The following is a 16,427-nucleotide window of genomic DNA, read 5'->3' on the forward strand; positions in this document are numbered from 1 at the left end:
GGATCGAGCCCCCGGGAAGTGATCACTTCCCGGGGGCTTCGTCGTCGCCCTCCTGGGCGAAGACCGACAGCAGCCACGAGGAGAACGAGCCGGTCACTGCGCCCAGCAGGGCCAGACCCCCGATCATCATCCCCACCGCCACGGCGCGGCCCCGGGCCGTCACCGGGACGACGTCCCCGTACCCGACCGTGGTGAGGGTGGCGGCCACCCACCACACCGAGTCCCCGAAGGTCGTGATCGTCGCGTCCGGTGCGTGGCGCTCCGCCTGGTACACGTTCAGCGCCCCGGCGAAGCCGAGCAGCAGCGCGGACAGCCCGGCGTACGTGATCACGCGCGCATGGAGGCCGAGGCGGGCGCGGCTGCCGCGGCGCCGGATCGCGGTGTACACCTTCACCACCCGCAGGGGGCGCAGCAGCGGCAGCAGGAGGACGACGGTGTCCAGCCAGTGGGTGCGGACGAAGCGGACGAGCCGCTGCCGGCTGAGCCGGTAGCGCACGGCGTAGTCCACGAGGAACATCAGCCAGGTGACGCCGACGGCGACCAGGCCCGTGTCGCGGACGAAAGGGTTGCCTTCCGGTACCAGGACGTGGAGCGCGTAGCCCGCGAGGAAGACCAGGGACGCTGCGAGCAGCGGCAGCTCCGCCCCGGCCTCCCAGCGTTCCAGCCGGGGGTCCGGGGGCACCGTGGCTTTCGGCGTGCGGTGTCTCATCCGGCCAGGATGGCCGCCCGCCGGGGGATCTCCGCCCCGGCGACACGCCGCCCGGCGGCAAGGTCATATGCTGCATGGCATGACGACTGAGCCGGAGCAGCAGAACGGCGTGGGTACGCAGGACGCCTTCCAGCGTCTGTGGACCCCGCACCGGATGGCGTACATCCAGGGCGAGAACAAGCCCACCGGCCCCGCGGCCGGGGACGGCTGTCCCTTCTGCGGGATCCCGGCGATGTCGGATGCGGACGGGCTGGTCGTGGCCCGCGGCAAGCACGTCTACGCGGTGCTGAACCTGTACCCGTACAACGGCGGCCACCTGATGGTGGTGCCCTACCGGCACGTCGCCGACTACACCGAGCTGGACGCGGACGAGACGGCCGAGCTGGCCGACCTGACCAAGCGGGCCATGGTGGCGCTGCGCAAGGCGTCCGGCGCGCACGGCTTCAACATCGGCATGAACCAGGGCGCCGCGGCCGGCGCGGGGATCGCCGCCCACCTGCACCAGCACATCGTGCCGCGGTGGGGCGGGGACACCAACTTCATGCCGGTCGTCGGGCACACCAAGGTGCTGCCGCAGCTCCTGGCCGACACCCGCCAGATGCTCGCGGACGCCTGGCCGGCCGAGTAGTCGCAGGGTGCGCAGCGGGGCGGGAGGCGCCCAACGCCTCCCGCCCCGCCCGCGTGCGCCTTACGCGTCGTAGACGTCGGCCTTGCGCGGGGCGGCGTCCTGGACGATGCCGCTGACGATGAGCGAGCGGTTGGTGAAGCGCTCGATGTCGACGCCGTTCTCGTCGAGGACGCGCATCGCGGCGGCGTGCACCGCCCGCAGGACGGGCGTCGCCGCGCGCAGGGCGTCGTCCGCCATGAAGCGGTGGCGCCAGGGCTGTCCGGCCCAGACGTGCCGGACGCCGAACGGCTCGGGCAGGACGAGCTTGCCGCCGAAGAACTCCAGCAGCGGCGGGTACCAGGTGAGGGGGGCTCGGACCGCGAGCCGCACCACCTCCGCCGCGTCGACCAGCGGCAGCGGGCGCTCGACGGTCTCCCAGAAGCGGACGGACTTGGGGACCTCGACCTTGGGTGCCGCGGACTTGGTCGTGAAGAGGCCGTGGACGGGGCCGAGGGCGTGCCCGGTGACCTCGATGCGGAGGGTCTTGTAGAGGACCGTCACCGTGACCAGCATCGTGATCACGAGCTGTCCGTCCCACAGCGGGTACTGGATGCCGAGGTAGTGCCGGTTGCCGCCGCTGAACTGCTGCTCGTTGCAGATGCGGGTGACCTCGTGCGGTTTGACGAGGAAGGTGTCGACGTCCGCGCCGGACGGCCGGGCCACCTCGGCGGCGCCCTCGCCGACGGGGGTGACGATCCAGTGCTGGATGCTCGCGGGCGGGAGGCCGCCGGTGTGCAGGGGGCCGCGCTCCAGCTTGCGCAGCTCGCTGTCGACCGCGCGTATGACGTCCCAGCTGCGGAAGGGGTGGATCTCCGCGGCGCCGGGCTTGGGGACGAGCTCCTCGGCGAGCTGCCAGCTGCCCCAGCGGGTGCCCATGCCGAGGATGCCCTTGGGGCCGGCGTAGAAGACGGAGTTGCTGCGGTTCTCGGCGGTCAGCTTGGCCAGGGAGTGGCGCAGGTCCTCGCGGGCCTTCTCGTCCGGGTTGCCGGGGACCGCCTCGGGGATCTTCGCGCCGACGCCGCCGCCCGAGAGGAGGCCGTCCCAGCGGGAGCGCAGGTCGGCGGCGGTGGACTCGCAGATCCGGCGGGCGAGGAACCAGCCGGCCACGGGGGCGATGACCATGCCGCGCAGGTAGAGGCCGAGGAAGCCGTCGAACGGGAGCCGGAACATCATCACGGCGACGACGACGCCGACGCCGACGAGGAGGAGCGTGCTCAGCCAGGAGGCGTACTTCTCGTTTCCGGTCAGGGTCCGGCGCAGTTGGAACAGGGCCAGCCACAGCAGCAGGCCCGGCAGGAAGAGCACCCCCGCGACCAGCATGATCAGGCGGAGCTTGCGGTCGCGCTGCTTGCGGATGTGCGAGGCGGCCAGGCAGTGCTCGACGACGGTCTGCGGGTCGGCGCCGAAGGACTGGATGACCGGCTTGCGGCCGGCGGAGAGGGTGCGGGCCTCCACGGCGCGGCAGAAGGCCTCGCCCAGGTTGGGCTCGAAGAGGGAGATCTTCGGCGGCTTGACGGTGGAGGAGTGGTATTCGTTGTTGGCGCCGAGTATGGCGGAGAGCTTGGTGTCCTTCCCGCCGTCCCGGTAGGCCGCCGAGGCCAGCGCGTGCGTCGCCGCGGTCTGGCCCCCGCCCCCCTGGAGGGGTACCTGCGCCCCGGGCCTGAAGTCGAATCCGTCGTCCGCCACCGCTGCCCCCAACCCCCATCGCTGTGCGTCGTGCCCACATGCCGCGCGGACGAGCCTATCGGCGTATCCGCTCCCGCGGTCGCGGGACGGGGAAAGCCGCCCGCGGCAACCGGGCCGTGCGGGCGGCTTCCTGGCGTCACGTCAGAGGACTTCCCTTCTCCAGGCGTTCGCGCACCTTCTCGGCGATGTTCGGGGGCATCGGCTCGTGGCGGGCGTACGAGCGGGAGAAGCGGCCGGTGCCGTGGGAGACGGAGCGGAGCTCGACCGCGTACCGGCTGATCTCGATCTCGGGGATCTCCGCGCGGACCAGGGTGCGGCCCGATCCGGACTGCTCGGTGCCGACGACGCGGCCGCGGCGGCCCGCGAGGTCGCTCATGACGGGGCCGACGTAGTCGTCGGGGACGAGGACGGCGAGTTCGGCGACGGGCTCCAGGAGGTGGATGGCGGATGCGGCGGCGGCCTCGCGCAGGGCCAGCGCGCCCGCGGTCTGGAAGGCGGCGTCGGAGGAGTCCACCGAGTGGGCCTTGCCGTCGAGGAGGGTGACGCGGACGTCGACCAGCGGGTATCCGGCGGCGAGTCCGCGCGCCGCCTGGGCGCGGACGCCCTTCTCGACGGACGGGATGAACTGGCGGGGGACGGCGCCGCCGACGACCTTGTCGACGAACTCGATGCCGCTGCCGGGCGGGAGCGGCTCCACCTCGATCTCGCAGATCGCGAACTGGCCGTGGCCGCCGGACTGCTTGACGTGCCGGCCGCGGCCGGCGGCGCGGGCGCCGAAGGTCTCGCGGAGGCTGACCTTGTGGGGGACGGGGTCGACCTGGACGCCGTACCGGGTGCGCAGGCGTTCGAGGGCGACGTCCTGGTGGGCCTCGCCGAGGCACCACAGGACCACCTGGTGGGTGTCGGGGTTCTGCTCCAGCCGCATCGTGGGGTCCTCGGCGGCGAGGCGGGCGAGGCCCTGGGAGAGCTTGTCCTCGTCGGCCTTGCTGTGGGCCTCGACGGCCAGGGGGAGCAGCGGGTCGGGCATCGGCCAGGGCTCCATCAGGAGCGGCCGGTCCTTGGCGGAGAGGGTGTCCCCGGTCTCGGCGCGGGTGAGCTTGGCGACGCAGGCGAGGTCGCCGGCGACGACGCGGGCGACGGGGCGCTGCTGTTTGCCGAAGGGGCAGGAGAGGGCGCCGATGCGCTCGTCGACGTCGTGGTCCTCGTGGCCGCGGTCGGTGAGGCCGTGGCCGCTGACGTGGACGGTCTGCTCGGGCAGGAGGGTGCCGGAGAAGACGCGGACGAGGGAGATGCGGCCGACGTAGGGATCGGAGGAAGTCTTGACGACCTCGGCGACGAGCGGGCCGTCGGGGTCGCAGGCGACGGCGGGGCGGTCGGCGCCGTCGGGGGCGGTGACGGGCACGGGATCCCGTTCGAGGGGGGTGGGGAAGCCGCGGGTGACCAGCTCCAGCAGTTCGACGGTGCCGAGGCCCTGGCGGGCGCCGTCGGCGGCGGGCGCCGCCATCAGGACGGGGTGGAAGGTGCCGCGGGCGACGGCCCGCTCCAGGTCGGCGACGAGCGATTTCAGGTCGATGTCCTCGCCGCCGAGGTAGCGGTCCATGAGGGTCTCGTCCTCGCTCTCGGCGATGACGGCCTCGATGAGGCGGGAGCGGGCCCCGGCGATCTGCGCCAGCTCCTCCGGCTCGGGGTCGCGCTCGGTGCGCTCGCCGGAGGAGTAGTCGTGGACCCGCTGGGTGAGCAGGTCGAGGAGTCCGGTCACGGGGGCGTGGCCGTCCGGGCCGGCGGGGCCGTACAGCGGCAGGTGGAGGGGGACGACGGCGTCGGGGTCGTCGCCGCCGAAGGCGTCCGCGCACACGGCGGCCATCCGGGCGTGGTCGGCGCGGGCGGCCTCCAGGTGGGTGACGACGATGGCGCGGGGCATGCCGACGGCCTGGCACTCCTCCCAGACCATGCGGGTGGCGCCGTCGATGCCGTCGGAGGAGGAGACGACGAAGAGGGCCGCGTCGGCGGCGCGCAGGCCTGCCCGCAGCTCCCCGACGAAGTCGGCGTACCCGGGGGTGTCCAACAGGTTGACCTTGGTCCCGGCCCATTCGACGGGGACGAGGGAGAGCTGGACGGACCGCTGCTGGCGGTGCTCGATCTCGTCGTGGTCGGAGACGGTGGAGCCGTCCTCGACGCGGCCGGCCCTGGTGACGGCTCCGGCGGTGAGGGCGAGGGCTTCGACCAGGGTGGTCTTCCCGGCTCCGGTGTGGCCGACCAGCACCACGTTCCGTACGGAGGAGGGGTGGTCGGCCGTCGGTGCCCTGCCGGCGGCTCCGGCGTGGTGTGATGTGGCTCCCATGGTGCTCGTGCCTCCCGGTGGGACGGTGACGAGGGTGGTCGGGGCTCCTCCGAGCTTTGCACCGGTGCCACACCGCGTCCATACGGAGTACCCCGCACGGGTCCGGGGGGCGGCTCCGGCGCGGACGGCCGGTGACGGGCCGATTGTGCGGGGCGAACCGCGGGTGCGCGGGCGTGCGGCCCCGGGGCGCTGGCTACGATGGGCCAGCCGGTGGCCGTAGGGGCCGTGCGGCCCAGCGACCCTCCGGGAAGGCCATGCTGAACAAGTACGCGCGTGCGTTCTTCACGCGTGTTCTCACGCCATTCGCCGCTTTTCTGCTCCGGCGGGGGGTGAGCCCGGACGCGGTCACGCTGATCGGCACCGCCGGAGTCGTGGCCGGCGCGCTGGTCTTCTTCCCCCGGGGCGAGTTCTTCTGGGGAACGATCACCATCACGCTGTTCGTGTTCTCCGACCTCGTCGACGGGAACATGGCCCGCCAGGCCGGGGTGTCCAGCCGGTGGGGAGCCTTCCTCGACTCCACGCTGGACCGGGTGGCCGACGCGGCGATCTTCGGCGGCCTCGCGCTCTGGTACGCGGGCTCCGGCAGCGACAACGTGCTGTGCGCGGTGGCGATCTTCTGCCTGGCCAGCGGCCAGGTCGTCTCGTACACCAAGGCCCGCGGCGAGTCCATCGGGCTGCCCGTGGCCGTCAACGGCCTCGTCGAGCGTGCCGAGCGCCTGGTGCTGACGCTGGTGGCCGCCGGACTGTCGGGGCTGCAGGTCTTCGGGGCGCCCTCGTGGCTGGGCGTCCTGCTGCCGGTCGCGCTGTGGGCGGTCGCCGCGGGCTCGCTGGTCACCCTGGTGCAGCGGGTCGTCACCGTGCGCCGCGAGGCGGCCGAGGCCGACGCGGCCGCGGCCTCCGAGCCGGGCGCCGCCTGATGGGGGGCTACCGGGAGCGGCTCGTCGACGGCCTGTACGGCCTCGGCTGGGCCGGAGTGAAGAAGCTGCCCGAGCCGGCCGCCGCGGCGCTCGGCCGGCGGATCGCGGACACGGTCTGGCGCCGCCGCGGCAAGAGCGTGCTGCGCCTGGAGTCCAACCTGGCCCGCGTGGTGCCGGATGCCGGGCCGGAGCGGCTGCGCGAGCTGTCGCGGGCCGGGATGCGCTCGTACATGCGGTACTGGATGGAGTCGTTCCGGCTGCCGGCGATGGACCCGCGGCGCTTCGGCACCGACGTGGTGACGAAGGACGGGCACATCCTGCGCGAGGCCCTCGCCTCCGGCCGCGGGGTCGTCGTCGCGCTGCCGCACCTGGCCAACTGGGACCTGGCCGGGGCCTGGGTCACCGGCCACCTGGGCGTCCCGTTCACCACCGTCGCCGAGCGGCTGCGGCCCGAGTCCCTCTACGACCGGTTCGTCGCCTACCGCGAGGGGCTCGGCATGGAGGTCCTCCCGCACAGCGGCGGGGCCGCGTTCGGCGTGCTCGCGCGGCGGCTGCGCTCCGGCGGCCTGGTGTGCCTCGTCGCCGACCGCGACCTGTCCGCGTCCGGCGTCGAGGTGGAGTTCTTCGGAGCGGCGGCGCGGATGCCGGCCGGGCCGGCCCTGCTCGCCCAGCAGACGGGCGCCGCGCTGCTGCCCGCGACCCTGCACTACGGCGAGAGCCCGCAGATGCACATCCGGATCCACCCCGAGGTCGAGGTGCCCGAATCCGGCGACCGCGTGCAGAAGACGGCCGCGATGACGCAGGCGGTGGCCGACGCCTTCGCGGAGGGCATCGCCGACCACCCGGAGGACTGGCACATGCTCCAGCGGCTGTGGCTGGACGACCTGGAGGAGCGCTCCCCGTGAAGATCGGCATCGTCTGCCCGTACTCGTGGGACGTACCAGGCGGCGTCCAGTTCCACATCCGGGACCTCGCCGAGCACCTCATCCGCCTCGGCCACGAGGTGTCCGTCCTGGCCCCGGCGGACGACGACACCCCGCTGCCGCCGTACGTGGTCTCGGCCGGGCGGGCCGTCCCGGTGCCGTACAACGGTTCGGTGGCCCGGCTGAACTTCGGGTTCCTGTCGGCCGCGCGGGTGCGCCGATGGCTGCACGAGGGCGTCTTCGACGTCATCCACATCCACGAGCCGGCCTCGCCCTCCCTGGGCCTGCTGGCCTGCTGGGCCGCCCAGGGGCCGATCGTGGCCACCTTCCACACCTCCAACCCCCGGTCCCGGGCGATGATCGCCGCCTACCCGATCCTCCAGCCCGCGCTGGAGAAGATCAGCGCGCGGATCGCGGTCAGCGAGTACGCGCGGCGCACGCTCGTGGAGCACCTCGGCGGCGACGCCGTGGTGATCCCGAACGGAGTGGACGTCGACTTCTTCGCCTCCGCCGAGCCCAAGGCCGAGTGGGGCGGGCGGACCCTCGGGTTCATCGGCCGCATCGACGAGCCCCGCAAGGGGCTGCCCGTCCTGATGGCGGCCTTCCCGGAGATCGCCCGGGAGTGCCCCGACGTCCGGCTGCTCGTGGCCGGCCGCGGCGACGAGGAGGAGGCCGTCGCCTCGTTGCCGCCGGAGCTCCGCTCCCGCGTCGAGTTCCTCGGCATGGTCTCGGACGAGGACAAGGCCCGCCTGCTGCGCAGCGTCGACGTCTACGTCGCCCCCAACACCGGCGGCGAGAGCTTCGGCATCATCCTCGTCGAGGCCCTGTCGGCGGGCGCCGCCGTCCTCGCCTCCGACCTGGACGCCTTCGCCCAGGTCCTCGACCAGGGAGCGGCCGGCGAGCTGTTCGCGAACGAGGACGCCGGCGCGCTCGCCGCGGCCGCCGTGGCCCTGCTGCGCGACCCGGCGCGCCGGGCGGAGCTCAGCGCGCGCGGCTCCGCGCACGTGCGGCGCTTCGACTGGTCGACGGTCGGCGCGGACATCCTCGCCGTGTACGAGACGGTCACGGACGGCGCGTCCGCGGTGGCCGCCGACGAGCGGGCGCCGCTGCGCACCCGCCTCGGGTTGACCCGGGACACCTCCGCCTGACGCCCGCGGGCCGCCGGGGCAGCACGGCCCCCGGCCGTGCTGCCCGCCGCGGGCGGTAGAGTCGCGGGCCGTGATCGAAACCCTTGTCTGGACCGCCCTGGCCCTCGCCGTCATCGGGGTCTACCTGAGCTGGACCGCCGGACGCCTGGACCGGCTCCACTCGCGGATGGACGCCGCCCGCGCCGCCCTGGACGCCCAGCTGCTGCGGCGCGCCTCCGTGGTCATCGAGGTGGCGGCCTCCGGCGCCCTCGACCCGGCCTCCTCGATCGTGCTGTACGAGGCCGCGCACGCCGCCCGCCAGGCCGACGAGGAGCACCGCGAGGTCGCCGAGAGCGAGCTCAGCCAGGCGCTGCGCGCGGTGTTCGCCGACGCCGCCCAGGTCGAGGCGGTGCGGGAGGCGCCCGGCGGGGAGGCCGCCGCGGAGGAGCTGGCAGCGGCGGTGCGGCGGGTGCCGATGGCCCGCCGGTTCCACAACGACGCCGTACGGGCGGCCCGGGCGCTGCGCCGGCACCGCAAGGTCCGCTGGTTCCGGCTGGCCGGGCACGCGCCGTTCCCGCTCGCGTTCGAGATGGACGACGAACCCCCGGTGGATCTTGCCGACCGGCCGTAGCACCACCGACACCCGGACACTTGTACCCAATGGCCAAGTCGAAAGGGGCCACCGGCTCCTCATTGGCCCTTGCGGTGGACTGGCCGGGGACGGTTTGCTCGGCTGAGCATCACCGCAGCACCCGTCTTCCCCTTCCAGTGAGGTCATCCGTGAGCACGCTTCCCTCCACCCCGCAGACCCCCGAGACCGGCACCGCCCGCGTCAAGCGCGGCATGGCCGAGCAGCTCAAGGGCGGCGTGATCATGGACGTGGTCAACGCCGAGCAGGCGAAGATCGCCGAGGACGCCGGCGCCGTCGCCGTCATGGCCCTGGAGCGGGTCCCCGCCGACATCCGCAAGGACGGCGGCGTCGCCCGCATGTCGGACCCGAACATGATCGAGGAGATCATCGGCGCGGTCTCGATCCCGGTCATGGCCAAGTCCCGCATCGGCCACTTCGTCGAGGCCCAGGTCCTGCAGTCCCTCGGCGTCGACTACATCGACGAGTCCGAGGTCCTCACCCCGGCCGACGAGGTCAACCACTCCGACAAGTGGGCCTTCACCACCCCCTTCGTCTGCGGTGCCACCAACCTGGGCGAGGCCCTGCGCCGCATCGCCGAGGGCGCGGCCATGATCCGCTCCAAGGGCGAGGCCGGCACCGGCAACGTCGTCGAGGCCGTCCGCCACCTGCGCCAGATCAAGAACGAGATCGCCAAGCTGCGCGGCTTCGACAACAACGAGCTGTTCGCCGCCGCCAAGGAACTGCGCGCCCCGTACGAGCTCGTCAAGGAGGTCGCCGAGCTCGGCAAGCTGCCCGTGGTGCTGTTCAGCGCCGGCGGCGTCGCCACCCCGGCCGACGCGGCCCTGATGCGCCAGCTCGGCGCCGAGGGCGTCTTCGTCGGCTCCGGCATCTTCAAGTCGGGCGACCCGGCCAAGCGCGCCGCCGCCATCGTGAAGGCCACCACCTTCTTCGACGACCCGAAGGTCATCGCGGACGCCTCCCGCAACCTGGGCGAGGCCATGGTCGGCATCAACTGCGACACCCTGCCCGAGGCCGAGCGCTACGCCAACCGCGGCTGGTAAGGCGCCACGACCATGGACAACACCCCCGTCATCGGTGTCCTGGCCCTCCAGGGCGACGTACGGGAGCACCTGATCGCCCTGGCCGCGGCGGACGCCGTGGCCAGGCCGGTCCGGCGTCCCGAGGAGCTCGCCGAGGTCGACGCCCTGGTGATCCCCGGCGGCGAGTCGACGACCATGTCGAAGCTCGCCGTCCTCTTCGGCATGCTGGAGCCGCTGCGCGAGCGCGTCCGCGGCGGCATGCCCGTGTACGGGACCTGCGCCGGCATGATCATGCTCGCCGACAAGCTGCTCGACGGCCGCGAGGACCAGGAGACGCTCGGCGGCATCGACATGATCGTCCGCCGCAACGCCTTCGGCCGGCAGAACGAGTCCTTCGAGGCGTCGATCGACTTCGCCGGCATCGACGGCGGACCCGTCGAGGGAGTCTTCATCCGCGCCCCCTGGGTGGAGTCCGTCGGCGCCGAGGTGCGGGTCCTGGCCACGTACGACGGCCACACGGTCGCCGTCCGCCAGGGCAACGTACTGGCCACGTCGTTCCACCCGGAGCTGACTGGGGACGACCGCGTGCACGCCTACTTCGTCGACATGGTGCGCACGGGGCTGTGAGCGGCTCCCGGTAGGATCAGGAGCGAACACCATTGGTTACGCGAAGGAGACAGGCGGATGTCCGGCCACTCTAAATGGGCTACGACGAAGCACAAGAAGGCCGTGATCGATGCCAAGCGCGGCAAGCTCTTCGCGAAGCTGATCAAGAACATCGAGGTCGCGGCCCGCATGGGCGGCGCCGACCCCGAGGGCAACCCGACGCTCTTCGACGCCATCCAGAAGGCCAAGAAGCAGTCGGTCCCTAACAAGAACATCGACTCCGCGGTCAAGCGCGGCGGCGGCCTCGAAGCCGGCGGCGTGGACTACGAGACGATCATGTACGAGGGCTACGGCCCCAACGGCGTCGCGGTGCTCATCGAGTGCCTCACCGACAACCGCAACCGCGCCGCCTCCGACGTCCGCGTCGCCATGACCCGCAACGGCGGCTCCATGGCCGACCCGGGCTCGGTCTCGTACCTGTTCAACCGCAAGGGCGTCATCATCCTGCCCAAGGGCGAACTGAGCGAGGACGACGTCCTCGGCGCGGTCCTCGACGCCGGCGCCGAAGAGGTCAACGACAACGGCGAGACGTTCGAGATCATCAGCGAGGCCACCGACCTGGTCGCGGTCCGCACCGCGCTCCAGGAGGCGGGCATCGACTACGACTCGGCCGACTCCAGCTTCGTCCCGACCATGCAGGTCGAGCTCGACGAAGAGGGCGCGCGCAAGATCTTCAAGCTGATCGACGCGCTGGAGGACAGCGACGACGTCCAGAACGTCTTCGCCAACTTCGACGTCTCGGACGAGGTCATGGAGAAGGTCGACGCCTGACCGGCGTCCACCTCCCACCGCAGGTGAGACGGGCCGACGGGGACACACCCCGTCGGCCCGCCGCGTTGTCGGTGCCACCCGGTAGCCTGCACCGACAGGTGGATCCGAGGAGGGGGGTGCGGTGCGCGTACTCGGTGTGGACCCGGGACTGACCCGCTGCGGCGTCGGCGTGGTCGAAGGCGTCGCCGGCCGGGCCCTGACCATGCGCGGGGTGGGCGTCGTCCGCACCCCGGCCGACGCGGAGCTCGGGGACCGGCTCGTCGCCGTCGAGCGCGGCATCGAGCAGTGGCTCGACGAGCACCGGCCCGAAGTCGTCGCCGTCGAGCGGGTCTTCAGCCAGCACAACGTCAGCACGGTCATGGGCACCGCCCAGGCCAGCGCCGTCGCCATGCTCTGCGCGGCCCGCCGCGGCATACCGGTCGCCCTGCACACCCCCAGCGAGGTGAAGGCCGCCGTCACCGGATCCGGCCGGGCCGACAAGGCCCAGGTCGGCGCCATGGTCACCAGGCTGCTGCGGCTCGCCGCCCCGCCCAGGCCGGCCGACGCGGCGGACGCCCTCGCGCTCGCCATCTGCCACATCTGGCGGGCACCCGCCCAGAACCGCCTCCAGCAGGCGGTCGCCCTGCACACCCCGAAAGGCCGAACCCGATGATCGCCTTCGTCAGCGGCCCGGTCGCCGCCCTCACCCCCACCCTCGCCGTCGTCGAGGTCGGGGGAGTGGGCATGGCCGTGCAGTGCACCCCGGGCACCATCGCCGGCCTGCGCATCGGGGAGCCCGCCCGCCTCGCCACCTCCCTGGTGGTCCGCGAGGACTCCCTCACCCTGTACGGCTTCGCCGACGACGACGAGAGGCAGGTCTTCGAACTCCTCCAGACCGCCAGCGGCGTCGGGCCGCGCCTCGCCCAGGCCATGCTCGGCGTCCACAGCCCCGACGCGCTGCGCCGCGCGGTCGAGTCCGGCGACGAGAAGGCCCTCACGGCCGTCCCCGGCATCGGCAAGAAGGGCGCCCAGAAGCTCCTCCTCGAACTCAAGGGCAAGCTCGGCGCCCCCGCCGGCACCGGGGCCCTCGTCGGCGCCCAGCGCGCCGCCGCCGGCCCCGCCCCCTGGACCGAGCAGCTCTCCGCCGCGCTCATGGGGCTGGGCTACGCCCCGCGCGAGGCCGAGGAGGCGGTCGCCGCCGTCACCCCGCAGGCCGAGGCCGCCATCGCCGAGAACGGCTCCGCGCCCGTCCCGCAGCTGCTGCGCGCCGCCCTGCAGTCCCTCAACCGCGCGCGCTGACCGGCCGCAGCCCCCGTACGAACCGAGAAGGCAGACTGACACCGTGAACTGGGACGACGAGACCGACCGCATTGTCGCGCCGGCTGCGGACGGCGAGGACACCGCCGTCGAGGCGGCCCTGCGGCCGAAGGACCTCGGCGAGTTCGTGGGCCAGGAGAAGGTCCGCCAGCAGCTGGACCTCGTCCTGAAGGCGGCCAGGCAGCGCGGGGCCACCGCCGACCACGTGCTGCTCTCGGGCGCCCCCGGCCTCGGCAAGACCACCCTCTCGATGATCATCGCGGCGGAGATGGGCGCCCCGATTCGGATCACCTCCGGCCCGGCCATCCAGCATGCCGGCGACCTCGCCGCGATCCTCTCCTCCCTCCAGGAGGGCGAGGTCCTCTTCCTCGACGAGATCCACCGCATGTCCCGGCCCGCCGAGGAGATGCTCTACATGGCCATGGAGGACTTCCGCGTCGACGTCATCGTCGGCAAGGGCCCCGGCGCCACCGCGATCCCCCTGGAGCTGCCCCCCTTCACCCTCGTCGGGGCGACCACCCGGGCAGGCCTCCTCCCGCCGCCGCTGCGCGACCGCTTCGGCTTCACCGGGCACATGGAGTTCTACGCCCCCGGGGAGCTCGAAAGGGTCATCCGCCGCTCCGCCGGACTCCTCGACGTCGAGATCGACCCGGCCGGCGCCGCCGAGATCGCGGGCCGCTCCCGCGGCACCCCCCGCATCGCGAACCGACTGCTGCGCCGCGTCCGCGACTACGCCCAGGTCCGGGCCGACGGGGTGATCACGCGCGAGGTGGCCGCCACCGCCCTGCAGGTGTACGAGGTCGACGGGCGCGGCCTGGACCGGCTCGACCGGGCCGTGCTGGAGGCCCTGCTGAAGCTGTTCGGCGGCGGTCCCGTCGGCCTGTCCACCCTCGCCGTCGCCGTCGGCGAGGAGCGCGAGACCGTCGAGGAGGTCGCCGAGCCGTTCCTCGTCCGCGAGGGCCTCCTCGCGCGCACCCCCCGCGGCCGGGTCGCGACCCCCGCCGCATGGGCTCACCTGGGACTTGTCCCGCCGCAGCAGGGCGTGACCGGATCGGCGGGGCAGCAGGGCCTGTTCGGAGTGTGACGGCGCGGAGGTTGGCCCGGCCGGGAACTGCGGTGCCATGCTGGGCGTTGTTCCATCGGTGCGGACTCGCCTAGACTCCGCCGATGCCGACCCTTCGGGTCGGCGTGCCCACCCCCGTAGAAAAAGGCCGTCTCCCGAGCGGTCGTGCGAAGGATCTCCGTCCCGTGAATCTCGTGACCCTCCTCCCGTTCATTGTGCTCATCGGGGCGATGTTCCTGATGACGCGCTCCGCGAAGAAGAAGCAGCAGCAGGCCGCGCAGATGCGCGACACCATGACGCCCGGCACCGGCATCCGCACCATCGGCGGCATGTACGCCACGGTCAAGGAGCTCGGCGACGACACCGTCACCCTCGAGGTGGCCCCCGGCGTCCACGCGATCTACGCGAAGATGGCCATCGCGGCGGTTCTGGAGGACGACGAGTACAACCGCATCGTCCACGGCACCGCGGCCCCGGCCGACGCGGACTCGCCCGTCGTCCCCGACGACATCTCGTCCCTGACCCGGGACGGGGCCGAGGCCCCGGAGGCCGGCCAGGCCGAGAAGGCCGACAAGGATGCCGCCGAGGAGCCCAAGCTCGACCTGGGCAAGAAGGACGCCGACGGCAAGGGCGACGGCGAGGGCGGCGCGAAGTAACGCGCGGCCGGGACCGCGGGACCGCCCGACCGGCGGCCGCGCGGTCCCGCTTGTGACACTTCTGCGGGGGGCAGGGGTCCCCACCACACATTTCGTGGCCGTCCGCGCGCTGACCCGGCGCGGGACGGTTGGACAGGGAGATACGACAAGGTGGCAGCACCGAAGAAGGGCCGGCGGCCCACGGGGGCGCAGGGGAGGCCGGGGCGCGCCCTGGCGGTCATCCTGATCGCGATGGTGGCGCTCACCGCGGGGATGTTCCTCACGAAGCAGACGACGCCCCGGCTCGGCATCGACCTCGCGGGCGGCACGAGCATCACGCTCAAGGCCAAGAGCGAGCCGGGCAAGCCGGACGCGATCAACGAGACCAACATGAACACGGCGGTCGGCATCATCGAGCGCCGCGTCAACGGTCTCGGCGTCTCGGAGGCCGAGGTCCAGACCCAGGGCCGCGACCACATCATCGTGAACATCCCCAAGGGGACGAACGAGAAGCAGGCCCGCGAGCAGGTCGGCACCACCGCCCAGCTCTACTTCCGACCGGTCCTGGCGTTCGCCGACGGCGCCCCGGCGGCGCCCGAGACCGCGCCGAGCCCGTCCGCCAGCCCCTCCGGCGCCCCCAAGGCCGAGGGCAGCTCCAAGCCCAGCGCGTCGGCCACCCCGTCGTCCAGCGCCACTTCCCAGGGCCGTGCGCTCAGCGAGGCCCTCAAGGCCCCCGCCGCTACGGCCTCTCCCTCGCCCTCGGCGAGCGAGTCGAAGAAGGCAGACGACAACAAGGCCGCCCCGTCCCCCGCCCCGACCCCGTCGGGCGCGGACGCGGCCGTGGCGGGCCTCCAGGCCAAGTTCGCCGCCCTGGACTGCACCGACGAGGCGCAGCGCGCCACCGCCGGCAAGGAGGCCAAGCCCGAGGAGCCGACGGTGGCCTGCGGCCAGCGCGGCGACGCCTGGGGCAAGTGGATCCTCGGCCCGGCGGGTGTCGCCGGTACGGACGTCAAGGACGCCAAGGGCGTCGTCGACCCGCAGCGCGGCATGTGGATCGTCACGATGGAGTTCACCGACAAGGGCGCCGACAAGTTCGCCAAGATCACCGGTGAGCTCGCCACCAAGCAGGCACCGCAGAACCAGTTCGCGATCGTGCTCGACGGCCAGGTCATCTCCGACCCGTCCGTCAGCCAGGCGCTGACCGGCGGCAACGCCGAGATCTCCGGCGGCTTCACCCAGCAGTCCGCGCAGGACCTGGGCAACATGCTCTCCTACGGCGCCCTGCCGCTGTCCTTCCAGGAGGACAGCGTCACCACCGTCACCGCCGCGCTCGGCGGCGAGCAGCTGAAGGCCGGCCTCATCGCCGGCGCCATCGGCCTGTTCCTCGTGGTCGTCTACCTGCTCGTGTACTACCGGGGCCTGTCCCTGATCGCCATCGTCAGCCTGCTGGTCTCCGCGATCCTCACGTACACGCTCATGGCGCTGCTCGGCAAGGCGATCGGCTTCGCGCTGAACCTGCCGGCCGTCTGCGGTGCCATCGTCGCGATCGGCATCACCGCGGACTCGTTCATCGTGTACTTCGAGCGCATCCGCGACGAGATCCGCGAGGGCCGCACCCTGCGACCCGCCGTGGAGCGGGCCTGGCCGCGCGCCCGGCGCACCATCCTGGTGTCCGACTTCGTGTCGTTCCTGGCCGCCGCGGTGCTGTTCGTCGTCACCGTCGGCAAGGTGCAGGGCTTCGCCTTCACGCTCGGCCTGACCACCCTGCTCGACGTGGTCGTGGTGTTCCTCTTCACCAAGCCGATCATGACGCTGCTGGCCCGTACGAAGTTCTTCTCCAGCGGTCACCCCTGGTCCGGACTCGACCCGAAGCGGCTCGGCGCCAAGCCGCCGCTGCGCCGGTCCCGCCGCACCGGCCCCGTCACCGCTCCCGTCGACGCAAAGGAGGCGTGAGA

16 protein-coding genes are annotated in these 16,427 nt (G+C 72.9%); 13 read left to right on the forward strand and 3 right to left on the reverse strand.

Annotation, left to right across the window (positions count from 1 at the left end):
* Positions 1-22: 22 nt before the first annotated feature.
* The gene (locus IE170_RS24180) at positions 23-709 is read right to left on the reverse strand and encodes a potassium channel family protein (RefSeq protein WP_189811554.1); all 687 of its coding nucleotides are present in this window, start codon (positions 707-709) and stop codon (positions 23-25) included.
* A gap of 67 nt (positions 710-776) precedes the next feature.
* On the opposite strand from IE170_RS24180, the gene IE170_RS24185 reads away from it, so the two are divergent.
* Positions 777-1,337 carry an HIT family protein gene (locus IE170_RS24185; RefSeq protein ID WP_189811555.1) on the forward strand — a complete coding sequence of 187 codons (561 nt, stop codon included), beginning with the start codon at positions 777-779 and terminating at the stop codon, positions 1,335-1,337.
* A gap of 60 nt (positions 1,338-1,397) precedes the next feature.
* Here IE170_RS24185 and IE170_RS24190 read toward each other — a convergent pair whose 3' ends face one another.
* Positions 1,398-3,062, reverse strand: coding sequence for an AbeC-like domain-containing protein (locus IE170_RS24190; protein WP_189811556.1), 1,665 nt, complete (start codon positions 3,060-3,062; stop codon positions 1,398-1,400).
* Positions 3,063-3,198: 136 nt separating this feature from the next.
* Positions 3,199-5,403: an elongation factor G-like protein EF-G2 gene (locus IE170_RS24195; RefSeq protein ID WP_189811557.1), complete on the reverse strand. Its 2,205-nt coding sequence runs from the start codon at positions 5,401-5,403 to the stop codon at positions 3,199-3,201.
* Positions 5,404-5,657: 254 nt separating this feature from the next.
* Between IE170_RS24195 and pgsA the strand changes: the two genes are divergently transcribed.
* The 12 genes from pgsA to secD all read left to right on the forward strand — a co-directional run bounded on the left by pgsA (position 5,658) and on the right by secD (position 16,425).
* Positions 5,658-6,320 (forward strand): phosphatidylinositol phosphate synthase, encoded by a 663-nt coding sequence (gene pgsA, locus IE170_RS24200; RefSeq protein WP_189811558.1) that lies wholly within the window; start codon positions 5,658-5,660, stop codon positions 6,318-6,320.
* Positions 6,320-7,225 carry a phosphatidylinositol mannoside acyltransferase gene (locus tag IE170_RS24205; RefSeq protein WP_189811559.1) on the forward strand — a complete coding sequence of 302 codons (906 nt, stop codon included), beginning with the start codon at positions 6,320-6,322 and terminating at the stop codon, positions 7,223-7,225. The genes pgsA and IE170_RS24205 overlap by 1 nt, the downstream gene beginning before the upstream one ends.
* Complete coding sequence (locus IE170_RS24210) at positions 7,222-8,391, forward strand: glycosyltransferase family 4 protein (RefSeq protein WP_189811560.1); 1,170 nt, start codon at positions 7,222-7,224, stop codon at positions 8,389-8,391. The genes IE170_RS24205 and IE170_RS24210 overlap by 4 nt, the downstream gene beginning before the upstream one ends.
* A 70-nt stretch (positions 8,392-8,461) precedes the next feature.
* Positions 8,462-9,001 (forward strand): LemA family protein, encoded by a 540-nt coding sequence (locus IE170_RS24215; RefSeq protein WP_189811561.1) that lies wholly within the window; start codon positions 8,462-8,464, stop codon positions 8,999-9,001.
* A 149-nt stretch (positions 9,002-9,150) separates the two neighbouring features.
* Positions 9,151-10,062: a pyridoxal 5'-phosphate synthase lyase subunit PdxS gene (gene pdxS / locus IE170_RS24220; RefSeq protein WP_189811562.1), complete on the forward strand. Its 912-nt coding sequence runs from the start codon at positions 9,151-9,153 to the stop codon at positions 10,060-10,062.
* Positions 10,063-10,074: 12 nt separating this feature from the next.
* Positions 10,075-10,668 (forward strand): pyridoxal 5'-phosphate synthase glutaminase subunit PdxT, encoded by a 594-nt coding sequence (pdxT, locus tag IE170_RS24225; RefSeq protein ID WP_189811563.1) that lies wholly within the window; start codon positions 10,075-10,077, stop codon positions 10,666-10,668.
* A gap of 57 nt (positions 10,669-10,725) precedes the next feature.
* Positions 10,726-11,478, forward strand: a complete 753-nt coding sequence (locus IE170_RS24230) for a YebC/PmpR family DNA-binding transcriptional regulator (RefSeq protein ID WP_189811564.1) — start codon at positions 10,726-10,728, stop codon at positions 11,476-11,478.
* 121 nt (positions 11,479-11,599) lie between these two features.
* Positions 11,600-12,130 carry a crossover junction endodeoxyribonuclease RuvC gene (ruvC, locus tag IE170_RS24235; RefSeq protein ID WP_189811565.1) on the forward strand — a complete coding sequence of 177 codons (531 nt, stop codon included), beginning with the start codon at positions 11,600-11,602 and terminating at the stop codon, positions 12,128-12,130.
* Positions 12,127-12,756 (forward strand): Holliday junction branch migration protein RuvA, encoded by a 630-nt coding sequence (gene ruvA, locus IE170_RS24240; protein ID WP_189811566.1) that lies wholly within the window; start codon positions 12,127-12,129, stop codon positions 12,754-12,756. Before ruvC ends, ruvA begins: the two co-directional genes overlap by 4 nt.
* Before the next feature lie 43 nt (positions 12,757-12,799).
* Positions 12,800-13,858 carry a Holliday junction branch migration DNA helicase RuvB gene (gene ruvB / locus IE170_RS24245; protein WP_189811567.1) on the forward strand — a complete coding sequence of 353 codons (1,059 nt, stop codon included), beginning with the start codon at positions 12,800-12,802 and terminating at the stop codon, positions 13,856-13,858.
* Between the two features lie 164 nt (positions 13,859-14,022).
* Positions 14,023-14,493 (forward strand): preprotein translocase subunit YajC, encoded by a 471-nt coding sequence (gene yajC / locus IE170_RS24250; protein ID WP_189811568.1) that lies wholly within the window; start codon positions 14,023-14,025, stop codon positions 14,491-14,493.
* A gap of 150 nt (positions 14,494-14,643) precedes the next feature.
* Positions 14,644-16,425 (forward strand): protein translocase subunit SecD, encoded by a 1,782-nt coding sequence (gene secD / locus IE170_RS24255; protein ID WP_189811569.1) that lies wholly within the window; start codon positions 14,644-14,646, stop codon positions 16,423-16,425.
* The last annotated feature ends 2 nt before the right edge of the window (positions 16,426-16,427 follow it).

It is taken from the genome of Streptomyces toxytricini, from assembly GCF_014649915.1.
Classification (GTDB): Bacteria; Actinomycetota; Actinomycetes; order Streptomycetales; family Streptomycetaceae; genus Streptomyces; species Streptomyces toxytricini.